This is a genomic window from Arthrobacter sp. G.S.26, assembly GCF_050847375.1.
GTDB lineage: Bacteria > Actinomycetota > Actinomycetes > Actinomycetales > Micrococcaceae > Arthrobacter.
Genome location: NZ_CP193754.1, coordinates 22,870 through 38,520, shown reverse-complemented (window position 1 = coordinate 38,520; position 15,651 = coordinate 22,870). Strand labels below are relative to the sequence as shown.

The window sequence follows — 15,651 nt, the reverse complement described above, 5'->3', positions numbered from 1 at the left end:
AAGTAGTCCCCGCTAGTTCTCGTCCCATGGAACCGGCAGTCCATTCTGCTTGATGAAACCCCGCCACCAAGCCATACATTCAGCAGCAAGAGTGCGCCCGTCGTGCTCCTGGGGTTCAGCTATTCCCGGTTGCCAAATTTTGATTGTCACTGTGGGCGCCCAAGTGCCACTGCCCTGCGGAAACTTCACTGCCATCACCCGCGCCGTTGCTTTGTCCGCTCGTCGTGTGTGGTGTTTGGAGGTGTTTGCTACAGCCTCGCAGAGTTTCATTGGCTCCGCAGCCCAAGCCTCTTTCACAACTTTCTGCGCGACTGCGGCGGGCACTTCCGTATCGTTTTTTATCCACTCAGCAAGGTGCCAGCAGTCCTCGAAAAATCTTAGGAGCCGATGTCTGATGACGCGGTTGTCAGTACCTTCGGTGGTGAGGGTCTCTTCAGCGGCTTCGTAGTCCCGTGTTACGTCATCCCACTTACTTAGCCAGGACTCCTGCTCTGGATAACCGATTTCCTCAGCGGTAACCTCCAGCTTCCCCACGCCAGTGAGAAAAAGGCTTCCTGACGCTGATGTGGCTCCACAGTCAGGACATACCGTTGATCCATTTTCCATTTCTGATCCGCAGCTTCCGCAAACAGGTTCCATGGCCCGCATGCTAGGCCTTGGACGGGCGTCTATCAAGGACCAAAACAGAGGACGAACGGAACGAGCGGGCTAAACCACCTTCTTTGGCCGTCTGCGACGTTTGCGCTTCGTCTCCTTGGCCTTTTCAGGCGCTTGCGGCACTGGGTCTTTAGCCGCCGGTTTTGGCCATCCTGCGATAGTCGGAGTTGACGCGGAGTCGCCATTGGGAAGGTGGCTAACCACGCCTTTGAGACGGTATTCGTAGCGGCGGCGCAGCTGCTCGAATGTGGAGCCTCCACGGGCTTCGGGCAAAGGAACACTCGTTAGGGTCAACATGCCCATTTCTACGAGTTCCTTGGTGCCTTTGGTGCGGGTGGACGGCGATATTCGGTAGCGGTCAGTGAACTCAGTGCCTGCAAACCAGACTTCGTTCTTGTTCGCCTGCTCTGCAAGCAAAATTAATAGCATCACCAAGCCCGGACCTTTGAGCGCTTGGAGGAAACCCTCCGTCCACAGCTCTGCTGGCAACTGGAAGTAAAGGTCGGGATGTGTAACCGACTCCTGGTTCGGTTTTGTGCGCTGTGACCGGACATAGGACGTGGATGGGAGGTCGTATTCCTCCCCATTCCCTGTCTCATTCATCAGTTGAATGAGAGGAGATGTCCCAGGGCGTGGCATCAAACGGATGAGCTGGGCGGCCGCCAGTGCCTTCAGCGCGTCTCGAACTCTTCGCGCGCCGTTACCTCTTGGGTCTGGCAGGTCAAGCAGTTCAGCCAGGGCCGGTGCGGTCATAACGGTATGAAAGGGAGGCTTTGACGTCTTCCACAGGAGACTTAGAAGAACCTTGATACTTACATAGCCGGACCGTCCTCCACCGCCTGCCCCGGAATACAGCACAGAAAGCTTCGGGGCCTCGCCGGCCCGCGACCGGACGAACCACTTTCGGACGGGTGCACTTACCCGTCGTCCGGCCCAGTTTTCAATTTCCTCTGCCTTGTCCAAAGATGCATTCGAAATACCCTCGGGAGTTGAGTAGAAGGTGCCCGCACTCCTGAGTAGCAACCCTGGCGCGACCGAAGGTTGCGAAGTTTCCTCAACAGTGTTCACAGCGATCACATGTCCTCACTAGTCTCCTTCACCAAGGGTACCTATCTATTGCCAAAAAGGTACTGCTGTTTCCTTCATAAAGGTAGGTGTAACTGGGTCGAAAAGGTAAGGGAGGGCATTGTACTCCTTATATTTGACTTTAGTCAAGCCTTATGGTTTTATTAATGTAATGAATGCTTCTGGAAGCGGAGGCGTCGCAGGCCCTCTCTGGGGGTAACGTGCGCGGCGTTGAAGTGGAAACGAGCGTTTTAGCGAGGCCAAGACCGAATGAGTATTCCAGCGAATCGGTATGCGTCCGCTATCGGCTCCGTCGTATGGGCGGGGAGGGGGGTAGTGAAGGCGACACGGCCTGCGGAGGGAGAGGGCGGGGACGCCTTCTCCCTCTTTCGTTTAACGAGGAAACATAGCCTGCTGCAACCGCTGCCCAAAGATTTCGCGTTCTAGGTAAGCGGCGCCGCAACGTCGAGGCAAAAGCCATTCGCCCCGAAGCTGAAGCCATCCTGTCTCCGCTATAGCAGTGGCGCTGCCTCGGGCAGGTAGAGTGCGTCCCACATGCCTAGCATTGAGGCATCACAAGTTTGTATGGGGGTCCTCTTGAGTCTTGCCGCTGTGGAAGCGTCTACCTTTGACCTGAACCGTAGGAAGGGACGGTATGGCGTCGCCTACCTCAAAAATGTCTGTGCTCAGTTCGGAGTAGGACTGGATGAGACGTCAGCCGACGAAGACGTAAACGCTTGGGATTGCGCGGTGAAGTACGTCATCAATAGCGTGCCCGTTCAAATCAAATGCACGTCTTCAGACTTCACCGCATCCGATCCACACCTCTCCTGGCCGATCAAACCAGCTTGGCGTTCCAAATGGTCGAACTACCGAGGGGGACCCGCCTACTTTCTAGTCGTGCGCGTGCCGAGTTCACCTGATGAGTGGATACAGCATGACGCTGACGATCAAACCCTCCACCAAGCAGCGGCCTACTGGGCCCGCATTGATGCTGCAACTTTGGGCTCAAGCATCCGCGTGAATCGCGCAAATCGTTTCACAGCAGCAACTCTGCAGCTTTGGCACGACGATATGTTGGCGGACTTCGGGCTGGTTACGCCATGACCACCACTGCATCAGTCGGCCAGGACTTGCATGACTACCTGAATCTCAATGGTTGGCAGGAACAAACTCAGGGTCCGGCCGGAGGCCTCTGGGAGGCCAAAACCGGGACGATAGTAGCAATACCAACCCACATCAAGCCCGGGGACTTTGCGTGGGCAGGAGTTATGGAGCGAATTGCTGCCGCGAGTAGTTCCTCTCCATCGACGGTGGAGTCGGCAGTGCTGAACATGTTCGTTGACGTCACAGAATTCCGTGCCGCTGATGACATCCTCATTCACGGCTCCATCCCCGTTGAAGCTGGCTTTTCCCTGATGTCTACTGCCAGAACCTTACTTCGAGCCAGCGCGACGACCTCACGAGGCCCTAAGGCCCTCATTGGCGGCAACTATTCAAAGCCAGGGGAACGGATCGTAGAAAACGCCAGGTTTGGCCACACGATTCACGGCTCGTATATCTTGCCGATGTTGGTCCCCATTTCAAGGACAGCTGACGACACTGGGAGCCTGCTACCCCGTGATCCCAAGGTCCGCAGTCCCTTCGAGCCTGAAGAGCGGCGTGCGACGCGAACTATGGCCCAAGCCTTGAGCGCAATTCAGAACCGGATAGTTGAGCCCGCGCACGCTCCCCGCCCCGCTGTCATACCCGACTTGGTCATAGCGGGAGTAAGCAGGGAAATGATCACTGCACTGCACCAACTCCTGACCGAAGATTCTGTTTCAACCTTTGACGCGTCTTTCCGTTGGGCACCAGGACTCGATGAACCGCAACACCTACCTGAACGTGTCGAAATTCCAGCTAGCGCCGCTGAAGTACTGAAACTGGCATCAGATCTGATGCGCCCACTTAAAAAGGGAAAAACGGAAACCATTACCGGTCCCATCGTGCAGTTACGTGATGATCAAGCTGTGGTTTTTGGTGACGTGTACATCCAGACCATGCGGAACGGGCGCTCGTGCGAGGTAGCCGTGCGTCTGCGCGGCGATGAACTCGAACAATCCCACGCATGGTTCATGAGCCACGAAGTTCTGGTCATCGAAGGAACAATTGAATCGCTCCCAGGGCGGGGGCTACGCCTGGACAATCCCGTACGGGTTCAGCCTCTTAGAGAAACCTTGCTGTTCCACGCCTCTGACTAGGTCTCCCACATCCATGGAACTGGAACACCGTTCGTGGGACATTCCTAGTGACTCGGTTCCGGCGAAATGCCGCGTAACCTGATGGTCTCGGATGTTGTCCCAGAAACTCCCGCAATCGAGGACGAGGCTGTGCATGATCGCCGGCCGCCCGGGGTTCCATGCCGGCTATCGGTGACCTGGCGATGATGTGCAGCCGGTCAGGTGGGTCCCGTCGTCCCCATGTGTGCGGGAAAAGCAGCGGAGCGATTGGGCTTGTGCCGTGCCCATGGGCGTCGAGGGGCAGGACACGATTTCAGCCGGCCTTTAGTCGTCCCTGAACGTTTGCCGCGCCTCGGCAGCGGGCACCCCCAAAGCTTCCCCTATATCCCACCAATTCATGTCCTTGTAGCGGGCCAGGCGCACGGCAGCGGCCAGCTCACGCTGAACTCGCGCCTGGTCCTCAACACGTTGACGCACAAGCAAGAGCGGATCATCCAGCAGGAACCCACGGCCCATCATCTCCTCGTCAGTGGAGTCCTCAAAGCACTCTCCCAACAGGCGATAGCCGTGCAGGGACGCGGCCATCTCGTCGGCCGTAAGGCCATCGAAATCATTGGTGCCTGACGGGCCGCTGTATGGCGCTTCACGACTCATAGATCCTGCCCCTTTAGCCTTTAGTTCTCTCAGCTGATCAGTTGATGGGCCCGCTGGAACGAGACACCCAAAACGGCACCCACATCCCGGACGGTCAAGCCGCTTGCGGCAAGCTCGCGGGCAGCAAGCCGGGACTGCTCGGCCGCCGAATGCCTCGCCCTGGCAGCTTCATCAAACAACTGCCGGGCCGCGTCCAAATGCTCCCGCACACCATCCGCGATCACCGGAACCACCTCCACCTCGAATGACTCCTCCGGTTCCCCCGTGAGGAGCGCGGCCGCATCCTTGACCATGGCCGGGACCTGGCCCAGACTTTTGGCCTGGGTCAGAAGCCCGTCAATTTCCGGGACCTCAATAACCCACCAACCGGTCCCCCGCTCGGCCCGTGCCGTCAACTTGCGCATACTCATTCTCCGATCTGCTTCATGATCTTCTTTGCCAGAAGATCATCAATCTCGCTATGACGCGGAACCGTCGTGTACGCCTCACCAACCCACACCCTCGTGTGATTGGCACCCTCGGTCTCAGTGAACTCCAAGCCCCGATCCTTCGCAGCGTTCCGCAACCGCTTCATCAATTCTTTCCTCTTGACCATAACTTTAGTCTATCTCATACTAGACATTCTAGTCAATGGCACTCTAGACATTTTCTGTCTGGCGGACCAGCTCCCATAAATCTGATGCTCAGCGTGAACCTCAGCTCTCAGCTCGGTAGCATGACGGGAACTCTGCGCCGGACCGGCAGCACCGGACAGCCGGCAGCACCAGCGGACGCCCATCAACTGGTTGCACCGCAACCAAGGCGAGCCCAGCGAGCCCGCCTTCGACGGGACCAATGCCGCACAACACCGTGTGGGTAGGGTGAGGTCATGAGCCTTCCAGGACCCCTCCCCGGCGGCAAGCAGGGGGCTGGCTACCGACCGCCGGCCCGTTTGCTGCGGGTCTTGGCTGTGGTGTTTTCGGTGGCCACCGGGCTTTCCCTGGTCATCGTTGGCCTTGATTTGTTTATCGGCCGGCCAGCTGCCGGCGATCTGTTCATCGCCGCGCTCAACACAGTGGCCGCAGTGGTGCTGTGGCGTTGGGACAAGGCGTCCCGCAGAGCGGGCGCTGGGTAACCAGCCCGCTCCCCTGCGCACTTTTCACCACCAGTCGTGCCGGGTTGGGGTGATTGTCAGACCCACCCTGCATCATGAAACAGCGGTAAGACTCGAAGATATATTCGTAACTGCTTTCGTGTTGTTAGTAAGTAAGTACTAAAAGGTGTGGTATGGACCGTGACCAGCTCAAGCGGCTGCAGGCTCGGTACGCCCGGCGGGCCGGCCCGATAGGGCTGACCCCGGAAGAGCTGGACCTGGACAACGCCCCGATGCAGGCCGATGTGCACGGGATCCCGGTCAAAGCCTGGATCCGGTTCCAGGACTGCTCCGAGCTCATCGAGGGCCTTGCACACACGTGGACACAGAAAGCCGTGCAGGTGTCCTGGATTGACGGGCCGCTGCGCCGCTCGACGTGGGTGTGGGCCTCGGCCGTCACCCGCACGAAGACATTGGACAGAACCTTGGGAGAACGAACCAACAATGACAGCAGTACAGACTGAAACGCCCCTCGCGGCCGCGGTGGACGTCCGCTTCACCCTCGACGGCACACCCCTGGCCGTCCGGTACGACGGACACATCTGGGCTGTGGCTGCGGACCCTGTTCGCTGGTTCGAACGCGAATCCTGGTGGGAAAACCAGACAAGGGTTCCGGTCGGGGCCGCGGTGGTTGATACGACGGTCTGGCAGGTCCAGGTCAGGATCAATTCGAGTTCCCCGCTGCAGACCATGCAGCTGCGTCAGCCGGCGATGACCGATCACTGGATCCTGGCCTCCATCGATGACGCCGCCTAACCCCACCACGGCCCCGCCGGTGCTGTGCGGGCAGGCGATCCCGCCTGCGGTATGGGAGGGCATCCGGACGGAGTTCGGTCTTCCTACCCTCGCCCAGGTGCGCTCCCGCCTGACTTCGATCCACGCTGATCCTGAACCGATCATGCGTCAGCTAGTGCGGATCTTCCTCGGGGATGAAGTTCTGTGTCCTGGCTACCAGTTCACCGAAACCCTGGAAGTGAAGCCGGCTGTCCGGGACCTGTTCGCCAGGGCGATGGAGCTGCGCATTGCCCACAACTACTTCAGCGCGTGGATGACCACCCCGTGCCCGGCCCTGGACGGCCGGCGCCCGGTGGACCTGCTCCACCACCCCACTCCCCCGATCCTGCACGCGCTGGAGCGATTCGGCACATCAAAGAACACCACCACAAAGCAAAAGGTGAAAACGTGGAACTAACAGGCACCATCGAAGCCCAGGACGGGTCCCACGACCACATCACAGCCGCCGGAGACACATACAACGCGGCCCTCTCAACACTGCGCGAACGGGTCCCGGAGGGACACCGGCTCATCGTCATCCGCACGAACTGAACAGCATGGCCGCCACAGAAGAACCCCAGCTCTCACCCGTCCCGGAATCGCTTCTGCCCACAGGGTTCGCCTCCCCCGCCCAAGACTATTTCTCCGGCCGGATCGATCTAAACAAGGCCCTGATACCCAACCCGTCCAGCACCGTCCTGATGAAGGTCCGCGATAACGCCATGAACCTTGACGGGATCTGTACCGGGGATGAGATCCTGATCGACCGCGCCGGCACACCACACCACGGCTCCGTCGTCGTGGCCACCGTGGACGGCGGCGAAATCCTCATCCGCCGACTCCGCCAAACCAACGGCCGAGCCTGGCTCGAAGCCTCAAACCCCAACGTCCCACCCACTGAAATCTCAGACGGGACGGACCTGCAAATCCTCGGCGTCGCCACCCGCACCCTCCACAGACTCTGAGGATGCGGGTACCGGTTTTACCGTTCCCACACCGGGCCGCGGCCGCGCAGCGGCTGGGAGGCTGGCGTTGTATGGGTGGGGCTGGTTGAGGGCCCGGTAGGTGCGGGGCGGTCCGGGTAACTGGCCGCCATGAGGCGCCGGTGTCTTTCCGCTGCCGGGTCGGGTGTCTCGGGTTCTGCTGGTTTGGCGGGTTCGATGGAGGCTTTCAGCTTCTCGTCCAGCTCGGCGCATTTGATCTTTGACTGGGCGAGTTTGTCTTCGTATTTGAAGGGTTTCCCGGTTTGCTTGTCCACGTCGGCCAGGACTGCTCGCTTCTCTTCGAGGCTTTGGTGAAGCTGCGCTTCGACTTCCGGGAGGGATGCGATCTTGTTTTCCAGTTTGGTGATGATTCCCGTGCTGCCTTCGAGCAGTTCGAGCCTGGTGAGAACCAAGGGAGGAACGGGAACGTCCTTGATCGTGATGGCGAGGTCCTGGTAGGAGCCGAGCCGTGAGTTCTGGGCCGCGTTGCGGACCTGGAGCTGGTGGCCACCAAGTGTTGCAAGAGTCCCGTAATCGCGTTCCTGGTAGGAGTAGTTGCCGTAGTCCGGGGTGTGGGTTCGCACCCATTCGGAGATGGCAGCGACCGCTTCGGTCCGTTTGGTGTAGGTACTGCCGTCGATGCCGACGGTGAAGTTGTCCCCTGCGGTGGAGGTGATGCGGGGTATCGCTGCCTGGACTGCCGGGAGAGCGTTTTCGGCTTTGTCGATAGCGCTCTGGGTCGCGGCCCTGGTCCATCCGAGGGTGCTTTGTCCCTTTTCGTGGGCGCGTTTGAGGCGTTCGAGCTTGGTCCGTTCGGCGTCCGCTTCGATCTTTTCCATCACGAGCGGGTTCCCGCTGGTTGCTGCCTTGATCTGGGCTGCGTTCAGGGCAAGGTCGCCGACGTCCTCGATTTCCCGGATGTCCAGGCGGCCCCGGAGGACCTGTTGGATCATCGTGGCTTTGCGCTGGATCCCGTCCCACGCCGCACTGTCGTAGCTGCCCACCGTGGCGTACTGGAAGTTCTGGACCTCGGTGTTGGCATTGCCCTGACGGATGATGCGCCCGTCGCGCTGGGTCAGGTCAGCGGGCCGCCAGGGGCAGGTGACGTGGTGAATGGCTTTGGCACGGAGCTGGACGTTGGTGCCGGTCCCCATCATCGCGGTGGAGCCGATCAGGACAGCGACTTCACCGCTGCGGCATTGGGCGAACAGCTGTGCTTTCTGCTCGGGCTTGGGTGCGTCCTGAACGAAGCGGATTTGTTCGGGCTGGATCCCGCCGGCCACGAGCTGGTCTTTCAGCTGCTGGTAGACGGTCCAGACGGGTTTCCCGTCATCGCCGGCCTTTTTCGAGGGAGTACCGAGGTCGCAGAAAATGATCTGCAGGGACCCTCTGGTCCCGGAGGTGACGTCAGAGTCGAAGTCGATGGTGTATTCGTTGTTCCGGTTCTGTTCCCAGACTTTGAGGGTGTTGGCCACGACGTGGTCGATCTTCGTCCCGGAGTCCGGTTCGATGCCGACCATCCGCAGGTCCAGTGCTGCTTTGCGTCCGTCGTTGTAGACGTTCAGGGCGTTGTCCGCGCCCTTCTCGGCCCACCCGGAGAGTGAATCGAGCCGGTCGGCCAGGCCTTTCATGTAGTCGGCCAGTTCCGGGGGCTGCGGGATCAACACCAGCTCCGGTTGCCGCTCACCGTCCCCTGGCCGGCGGACGAGGTCCGGCTTCTTCAGGTAGGAGAGGTCTTCGGCGAGCTTCACGTCCGCGAAGACGTGGAAGGTCCGGAGCATCTCGGGGACGTTCTTGAACTTGGCGAACCGTGGCTTGTTTTTCAGCCGGCCGCCGGCGTCCATTTCAATGGCCGTGACGGTTTCCCCGAACGTGGCCCCCCAGACGTCGAAGTTCTCCACCCCGGAAGCCTGCAGCAGGTCCGGGCGGAGGTACCGCTGCATGACGTGGGCCTCCGTGATGGAGTTCGCGATGGGCGTGCCGGTGGCCATGGTGACCACCCGTTCCCCGTGGACGCGGCGCAGGTACTCGAGCTTGAGGTGCATGTCGGTGGCGCGGATGGAACCGCCGATTTCGGCGCCCTTGATGTTGGTGACGGTGCGGAGGTTCTTGTAGTCGTGGGCCTCGTCCACGAACAGGTAGTCCACACCGGTGTCCTCGAACGTCAATCCCGGGTCCGGTGCGGTGTCCATGAGTTTCTTCATGCGTTCTTCTTCGGCCTGGAGCTTCGTTTCGAGCTTCTTCACCGTGGTCCGGTCCTCGCCCTCGGCCTGGGCGTTGACGATGGTTTGCCGGACGTCCGCGATGATCGATTCCTGGTACGCCTCGATCGTTTCGGATTTCACCCCGATGCTCTTGAAGGCCTGCTGGGTCATGATGATGCCGTCCCAGTCGTTGGCCGCCACGCGTGCCACGAACTGGCGGCGTGCGCTCAGGTCCCCGCTCTTGGTTTTGATGTCATCAGAACCGGCCGAGAGCAGCCTGGACTGCGGGTACAGCTCCAGCCACTCGCGGGTGAATTGCTCAAGCATGTGGTTCGGGACGACCACCATGGGCTTCGAAGCCATGCCCAGGCGTTTGAGTTCCATCGCACCCATCACCATTTCGGCGGTCTTGCCGGCGCCGACTTCATGGAACAGGCCAACGGCCGGTTCGGAGATGATGCGGGCAACGGCGGTGCGCTGGTGCGGGTGCGGGGTGAAGGACTTCGCCAGTCCGGGCAGGCTCAGCCGTTGGCCTTCTTTGGTGTAGTCACGCAGGGCCAGGGAGTTGAAGCGGACGTTGTACTCGTCGATGAGGCGGCTGGCCCGGGCAGGATCTTCCCAGACCCACTCCGCGAAGCGTTCCTGCAGGGCCTCGGCTTTCTCCTGGGCCGCTTCGGTTTCTTCGAGGTTCGCAACGGGTTTACCGTCCTCGTTCTTATCCTCAACCTGGATGCTCTTTTGTTCCAGGATGCTTTGGAGCAGGTCCGGGGCCGGCCGGCGGCCAGTCCCCCACTCGTTGGTGGAACGGACCGAGCCGCGGTTGGCTTTGACCCGCCAGATACCTCCCCCGACGCTGCTGACGCTCGCGTTCGGATCAGCCAGGATCTCCTGGACGAACCGTTGGTGGTCCGCCGGGGAAATCCAGACAGCACCGAGCCGGGCTTCAACGTCTTCCATCCCGACCCGGGGCGGCTGGACTTCCTCGAGGGCCTGAACGTTGACGTTCCACCGTTCATCCGCGGCCGCAGCGGTGCGGGCAGCATTCAGTTTCGTGCGGACGTTCCCGGACAGGTACTCCGGGGCGGTGACGAGTTTGCCGGTTTCGAGATCATCGAAAACCAGTGTGCCCAGCTGCCCACGGGCCTCTTCTTCCGTCAGGCCCAACAGATCAGCGATCTGCTCCAGCTCCGGGGCGCCGTAGGTGTCCAAGGCGATGGCCAGGGCCTCATCAACGGTGTCCGCCCCCAGAACCGGTTTGCGGGCCACCACCTGGCGGTGTTGGAGCAGACCGGCAGGTGTGGCTGTTTTCGTCTCGTCGTTGAAATTCTCCAGGGCGCCGGGAAGTGCACCGAATGGATCCTTTGAAGTCAGCAGGCGAAAGGCCGGCGACAGCCGGCGAGAGACAATTTCCTCGCCAGTTTCCTTATCAATCCGCACCGATTCGGTATAGCGGTTTACCGGCCCATATTTCTGAACGAATGCAGAGTAATGTGCGGCCAAGGAGGAACGTTGAACGTCCAGCTCCGGCGTATCCTCTGCATCTGAGGCTTCGAGTTCCAGCAGCGCCCGTGCACCGTTGCGGAGTGTAAGCAGGTCCCGGAGCTCGCCTGCATGCGCCTTGGGTACCGGAAGTTCCTCTGCTTCTCCTGCCCGGACAATGGTGAAAGAGCCGTTCGGCAGGACGTTGATCGTCCCGTCCCATTCCTGCTCCATTGAAGGCAGGAGCGCTGCCGGGGTTTTGCCCGGGGTCTGCTCCGTGGGTGCCTGGGCCAGGTCGTGGGTCAAGGCGTCCTGGACGACTGTGTCGAGGCGTTGGGAGAGCAGCTGCGGGACGGCTGAGAGGTCGTCGGCTTTGACGCTGACCGTTTCCTCCCCGTACATGCCGTGGCCGATGGTGATCTGTCCCAGGACGTTCTGGGGGTTCATGTCGAAGTAGGCGTTGATCTTGATGTTGCGGTCCCCCGCGACTGCGGTGGTGACCCGTTCCCATTCGGTGTTCAGCGGTTCCCTGCCCGGCTCGCGCTTGCGCAGCAGCAGCAGGTCGGTGAGGGCGTCGGTGCCGGCGGCACGCCTGTGCGCCCCGGTCGGCAGGCGTATTGCACCCACCAGGTCGGCCATGGCACTCATCTCGCGCCGCGAGGTCGGGTTGGCTGCGTCCATGGTGAAGCTGGAGGTCAGCACGGCGACGTAGCCGCCGGGCTTTACGGCCGCGAGGGACTTGAGGATGAAGTGGTTGTGCATCGAGTGCTGCGAGTTGGCGTTGTGGGTTTTGTCGTAGAGCGCGTTCTTGCTGAACGGGACATTACCTACGGCCAGGTCGAAGGAGTTGGCCTTGATCGGGGTGTCGGCGAAGGACTCGCTGCGGATATTCGCCTCCGGGTACAGGCCGCGGGAAATGGAAGCGGTCAGAGCATCCAACTCCACACCGGTCATCCGGGCCGAGTCCGGCGCGAACCCGATGAAGGTGCCGGCCCCTGACCCCGGTTCCAGGACCTCTCCCCCGTCGAAGCCCAGGTGTTCGACGGCGGACCAGATTTCCTTCACCAGGGCAGCGTCCGTGTAGTAGGCATTGGTGGTGGTCCGGGACGCGGCCGCGTACTCCCGCTCGCTCAGGACCTCCTGCAGCTGGGCGCGTTCATCCGCCCAGTCAGCCTTGTCGAACAGCTGCGGGACAGCTCCCCAACTGGACCACTGCGCCAGCGCACGCTGCTCAGCCGCCGTGGCCGGCCGCTGCTGGTGCTCCAGCTCACGGACGATCCGGATGGCTTCAATATTCGCGATAAACCGGGCTTTCTGCCCGGACGGGGCAAGGTCAGCCTGCGAAGCCGGCCGGAAACGCACACCTGCTGCGGGCGCGGACTGTCCCGGCTCGGGAGAGCTGTCTAGTTCTCCTCGTCCTCCTGCGGCCCGTAGGCCGGCTCCATCTCCTCGGCTTCCTTCGGCAGGCTGTCGTAGATCATCTCTTGGTACACCTTCCCTCGGGCCCGCAGCTTGGCCATGTTCACCATCCCGATGAACTCCATCGGTTCTTCCTGGCCGCGCATTGGGATCATATCCTCGCTCAGGGACCAGATCTGGTCCTGAATCTGGCGCCCCAAGTTCGAAAAGTACGTCTCGGGGTCCGCTATCTGCGCGTACGTCTCCGGGTCGTGATTCTTCATGGTCTCCATGGCGTGTCTGCCGTGCTCGTTCACTGACTACCTCTTCCGGTTCGGCCCACAACGACTCCAGACTCATCTGGCCTTCAATGTGGTTCTTTGATTTTCTCTGTGCCATGTGCCCCGCTCCCCCTCCGTTTGCCTCCACGCTAACGAAGGCACGAACAGACGCCTTGTCACATCACTATTCGGTGGGAATCTGCAGATCCTTGCGCTGTCTGGCCAGCTCCCGGACCACGGTGGCCTCACTGACCTCAATGGCCGTCGCAATATCGGCGATGGTCCTTTTCTTCGCCCTCATGCTGCGGGCGATCTCGGATTTGTCCGGAGTCATCTTCGTCGGACGCCCGCCGACACGGCCGCGGGCCTTCGCGGCAACCAGGCCCGCCTTGGTCCGTTCCCTCAACCGGTTCCGCTCGTACTCGGCAATAGCTGAGAAGAAGTGAAACATCAGGAGGCCCTGGGAGGAAGTGGTATCCAGCCAGGTTTCAGTCAGAGAACGCAGCCCGACGTGCCTGTCAGCCAGTGCCTTGACGATATTGGCCAGGTCAGCGGTGTTCCTCCCCAACCTGGACAGGTCGTTCACCACTAGGACGTTGCCGGGCTGTAAGTGGCTCAGGCACTCCTGCCACTGTGGCCGTTCCTCCGTTGCCCCGGAGGCATAGTCCGTCCAAATACGAAAGCAACCGGCAGTGTTTAACGCGTTCAACTGATGGTCCACCGGCTGCTGCGTCGTACTGACCCTGGCATAGCCCACCAAGGTCGGTGATCGAACCGTCATGTGATTCCCTTCGAGATGCTGATGCGCCGGATTCGGGACTTTTTTGTTCCCCCGCCCCCTCTGGCCACTGCGATGTACAGTTCGCTGAATGACGTGGAAAAGATTCTGGATCTACACCGCGATAGCCGTTGTATGCGCAGTGATCATTGGCTTTCTGGTCGTGCAAACCAACGGTGGGCTGGACAACCCCGACTTGCTCTGCGACATAGCGCTTAGACACAGCGACTGTAACTAGCACCCCTACCGCGGTCTGCATCCAGGACTTTCCGTCCAGGTGCTTTCAGCTGGCGGAAAAGTGCTGACCGCAACAGAGTCCCTTGCCTTTCGCTCCAATGATGAATTTGTTTTCGTAGTTGACTTATGAATAACCCTATCATTCGGAATTTCTCTGGGGTGACCTTCGGCGGTGGATGGCGGCTTTCACGGCGCTATATGTCGCATGGCCCGCCCGCGGTGGGACCTCTACTGGACACATGAGTTTGTGGCGCATGAAAGATCTCTGCCAATGGAAGCCCCCGTTTCTCCTGCCTGCGATGCACAGACGATGCGTTCAGCAGCCCAACAACTTCGCCTTTCGAACCTATGATCGAGGCATGTCCAAAACGACAGTGGTGGTCGCAGTCTCGGTTCTAGCGGCTGTCACCGGCCTCTTCGCGTTTCTCGGAGGACCAGCCGCGGCGGCAACAGCTTTCTTCGTCTGTGCTATTGGACTTGGAGCATACGTTGGTGCGGGTTGGGGTGCGGCGCAATCTGCCGAGACAGAAAAATACCGAGAAAAAATCCTCGGCAAAAACCCAAGTCCCACCATCTACTACGACGATGAAGGCAACCCTCTGCCCAACTACTCCAAGGATTCTGACAAGAGCTAGCACCTCCTGTGCAGTCGGCGCTCTTTCGGCGTGCCGGTAGACGATCCTTTTCCGGACATGGAAGCCGAAGCTCGTTCCCTTTTACAGGGTGCCCTCGTTTAGTTCATAGTCGAGACATGAGACCCGCTGGCATTCTTCCCGAGGACGCCCCCGACCCCCGTTCCGAATGGGTCGAGAACCTGAAACTCATGCCTATTCCGGTGCTCGGGCTCATACCCCAACCGTCGCTGGAGGACACGGACTCCGTCGGTCTGAGCTACGGCTTGGATGATCGTGGATACAGCGAAATGACGGCGAGCATCACCTACACGCTCTGGCGAAACCCGGATGACCACTCAGACCGCATTAACCTAGCGGACCTCGACGAGAAGACACGCAGATCGATCGAGGAAGTTCCGCCATGGCCACGGCCCCCTTGGCTGATCGAGCAAGTGGAGCGAATGCGCTATCCGCAACTTTGGGAGGCAGTGCGAACCACCTGGCACCGTGAGCCGTCCGAGTGCTCTTCAGTTCGAGACCTCCTGGCAGACCATGTCAACCACATCCTTATGAACCAGTACCGGCAGGAGCTCTGGCCGGGTAGCAAACCGTGGGACCAGCACACACCCGCAGTAACCGGCCGGATGGTCAACGGCCAAGCTAGGACCATAATCAACGGAATCGATGTGCCCGGCGCGGAGGTCGACACGGACCCGTTCGTCTACGGTATCGGAGCCCGACTCGCAGAGGGCGGCGTCGTCACCGCAGTGCTTCCACGCACTGAGCTCAAGCACATCCAAGTCCAATTCACGACCCGGACCTAACCGTCACACGCCAACGTCCGTATGCCGATCCTTCACCGGACATCCTCAGTTAGATGTGACCTGAACTGGCTTGAACCTGAAAGGCCCTCCACATCCGGCTCCGAAGGGATGTTCCCCGGTGGATTCAGTTACTACTGGCAAATCAACTTTGGTTTGGCCGCCCAGCGCAGCTGTGGCCTCAACATGGATTGAAGTCACGCTTACGGGCTTGTTCAGGTAAGGCGCGGATTGGGGGACCAGCCACTTCTGTTCATCGCCCTGTTCCACCGGGTCAGGCATGCATCCTTCCCCAAAACAAGCTGCAACTGATGCCGGCGGGTTGGAGAATACTAATTCCACGGGACCCGTA

Annotated in this window: 18 protein-coding genes; 10 read left to right on the top strand and 8 right to left on the bottom strand. The window is 60.3% G+C overall.

Going from position 1 to position 15,651, the window contains the following annotated elements; all coding sequences use genetic code 11:
- Positions 1 to 12: 12 nt before the first annotated feature.
- Entirely contained in the window at positions 13 to 534 is a 522-nt protein-coding gene (locus ACRB8A_RS20120; RefSeq protein ID WP_432246222.1) for a hypothetical protein, read from the bottom strand.
- A gap of 174 nt (positions 535 to 708) precedes the next feature.
- Positions 709 to 1,410 (bottom strand): hypothetical protein, encoded by a 702-nt coding sequence (locus tag ACRB8A_RS20115; RefSeq protein WP_432246221.1) that lies wholly within the window; start codon positions 1,408 to 1,410, stop codon positions 709 to 711.
- A gap of 867 nt (positions 1,411 to 2,277) precedes the next feature.
- Between ACRB8A_RS20115 and ACRB8A_RS20110 the strand changes: the two genes are divergently transcribed.
- Together ACRB8A_RS20110 and ACRB8A_RS20105 are read left to right on the top strand one after the other, a co-directional pair.
- The gene (locus ACRB8A_RS20110) at positions 2,278 to 2,829 is read left to right on the top strand and encodes a DUF4365 domain-containing protein (RefSeq protein WP_432246286.1); all 552 of its coding nucleotides are present in this window, start codon (positions 2,278 to 2,280) and stop codon (positions 2,827 to 2,829) included.
- The gene (locus ACRB8A_RS20105) at positions 2,826 to 3,965 is read left to right on the top strand and encodes a hypothetical protein (RefSeq protein WP_432246285.1); all 1,140 of its coding nucleotides are present in this window, start codon (positions 2,826 to 2,828) and stop codon (positions 3,963 to 3,965) included. The genes ACRB8A_RS20110 and ACRB8A_RS20105 overlap by 4 nt, the downstream gene beginning before the upstream one ends.
- Before the next feature lie 303 nt (positions 3,966 to 4,268).
- On the opposite strand, the gene ACRB8A_RS20100 is transcribed toward ACRB8A_RS20105, so the two are convergent.
- The 3 genes from ACRB8A_RS20100 to ACRB8A_RS20090 are packed head-to-tail and all read right to left on the bottom strand — an operon-like array spanning position 4,269 to position 5,193.
- Entirely contained in the window at positions 4,269 to 4,598 is a 330-nt protein-coding gene (locus tag ACRB8A_RS20100; protein WP_432246284.1) for a hypothetical protein, read from the bottom strand.
- Positions 4,599 to 4,627: 29 nt separating this feature from the next.
- The gene (locus ACRB8A_RS20095) at positions 4,628 to 5,008 is read right to left on the bottom strand and encodes a hypothetical protein (protein ID WP_432246283.1); all 381 of its coding nucleotides are present in this window, start codon (positions 5,006 to 5,008) and stop codon (positions 4,628 to 4,630) included.
- Positions 5,005 to 5,193, bottom strand: coding sequence for a ribonuclease PH (locus ACRB8A_RS20090; protein ID WP_432246282.1), 189 nt, complete (start codon positions 5,191 to 5,193; stop codon positions 5,005 to 5,007). The genes ACRB8A_RS20095 and ACRB8A_RS20090 overlap by 4 nt, the downstream gene beginning before the upstream one ends.
- 273 nt (positions 5,194 to 5,466) lie before the next feature.
- On the opposite strand from ACRB8A_RS20090, the gene ACRB8A_RS20085 reads away from it, so the two are divergent.
- The 6 genes from ACRB8A_RS20085 (at position 5,467) to ACRB8A_RS20060 (ending at position 7,469) form a co-directional block, all read left to right on the top strand.
- Positions 5,467 to 5,712: a hypothetical protein gene (locus ACRB8A_RS20085; RefSeq protein WP_432246281.1), complete on the top strand. Its 246-nt coding sequence runs from the start codon at positions 5,467 to 5,469 to the stop codon at positions 5,710 to 5,712.
- 152 nt (positions 5,713 to 5,864) lie between these two features.
- The gene (locus ACRB8A_RS20080; RefSeq protein WP_432246280.1) at positions 5,865 to 6,194 is read left to right on the top strand and encodes a hypothetical protein; all 330 of its coding nucleotides are present in this window, start codon (positions 5,865 to 5,867) and stop codon (positions 6,192 to 6,194) included.
- On the top strand, positions 6,175 to 6,486 hold the full coding sequence (locus tag ACRB8A_RS20075) for a hypothetical protein (RefSeq protein WP_432246279.1): 312 nt from the start codon (positions 6,175 to 6,177) through the stop codon (positions 6,484 to 6,486). Before ACRB8A_RS20080 ends, ACRB8A_RS20075 begins: the two co-directional genes overlap by 20 nt.
- The gene (locus ACRB8A_RS20070; RefSeq protein ID WP_432246278.1) at positions 6,473 to 6,922 is read left to right on the top strand and encodes an MbcA/ParS/Xre antitoxin family protein; all 450 of its coding nucleotides are present in this window, start codon (positions 6,473 to 6,475) and stop codon (positions 6,920 to 6,922) included. The genes ACRB8A_RS20075 and ACRB8A_RS20070 overlap by 14 nt, the downstream gene beginning before the upstream one ends.
- Complete coding sequence (locus tag ACRB8A_RS20065) at positions 6,913 to 7,056, top strand: hypothetical protein (RefSeq protein WP_432246277.1); 144 nt, start codon at positions 6,913 to 6,915, stop codon at positions 7,054 to 7,056. Before ACRB8A_RS20070 ends, ACRB8A_RS20065 begins: the two co-directional genes overlap by 10 nt.
- Before the next feature lie 5 nt (positions 7,057 to 7,061).
- Entirely contained in the window at positions 7,062 to 7,469 is a 408-nt protein-coding gene (locus ACRB8A_RS20060; protein WP_432246276.1) for a LexA family protein, read from the top strand.
- A gap of 17 nt (positions 7,470 to 7,486) precedes the next feature.
- Here the strand turns inward: ACRB8A_RS20060 and ACRB8A_RS20055 are convergent, their stop codons facing one another.
- The 3 genes from ACRB8A_RS20055 to ACRB8A_RS20045 form a co-directional block, all read right to left on the bottom strand.
- Entirely contained in the window at positions 7,487 to 12,532 is a 5,046-nt protein-coding gene (locus tag ACRB8A_RS20055) for a helicase (protein ID WP_432246275.1), read from the bottom strand.
- 41 nt (positions 12,533 to 12,573) lie between these two features.
- Positions 12,574 to 12,885 (bottom strand): hypothetical protein, encoded by a 312-nt coding sequence (locus ACRB8A_RS20050; protein ID WP_432246274.1) that lies wholly within the window; start codon positions 12,883 to 12,885, stop codon positions 12,574 to 12,576.
- Between the two features lie 148 nt (positions 12,886 to 13,033).
- Positions 13,034 to 13,630 carry a recombinase family protein gene (locus ACRB8A_RS20045; RefSeq protein WP_432246273.1) on the bottom strand — a complete coding sequence of 199 codons (597 nt, stop codon included), beginning with the start codon at positions 13,628 to 13,630 and terminating at the stop codon, positions 13,034 to 13,036.
- 593 nt (positions 13,631 to 14,223) lie between these two features.
- Here ACRB8A_RS20045 and ACRB8A_RS20040 point away from each other — a divergent pair.
- On the top strand, positions 14,224 to 14,499 hold the full coding sequence (locus ACRB8A_RS20040; protein ID WP_432246272.1) for a hypothetical protein: 276 nt from the start codon (positions 14,224 to 14,226) through the stop codon (positions 14,497 to 14,499).
- 116 nt (positions 14,500 to 14,615) lie between these two features.
- Positions 14,616 to 15,302: a hypothetical protein gene (locus ACRB8A_RS20035; RefSeq protein WP_432246271.1), complete on the top strand. Its 687-nt coding sequence runs from the start codon at positions 14,616 to 14,618 to the stop codon at positions 15,300 to 15,302.
- Positions 15,303 to 15,651: the final 349 nt, after the last annotated feature.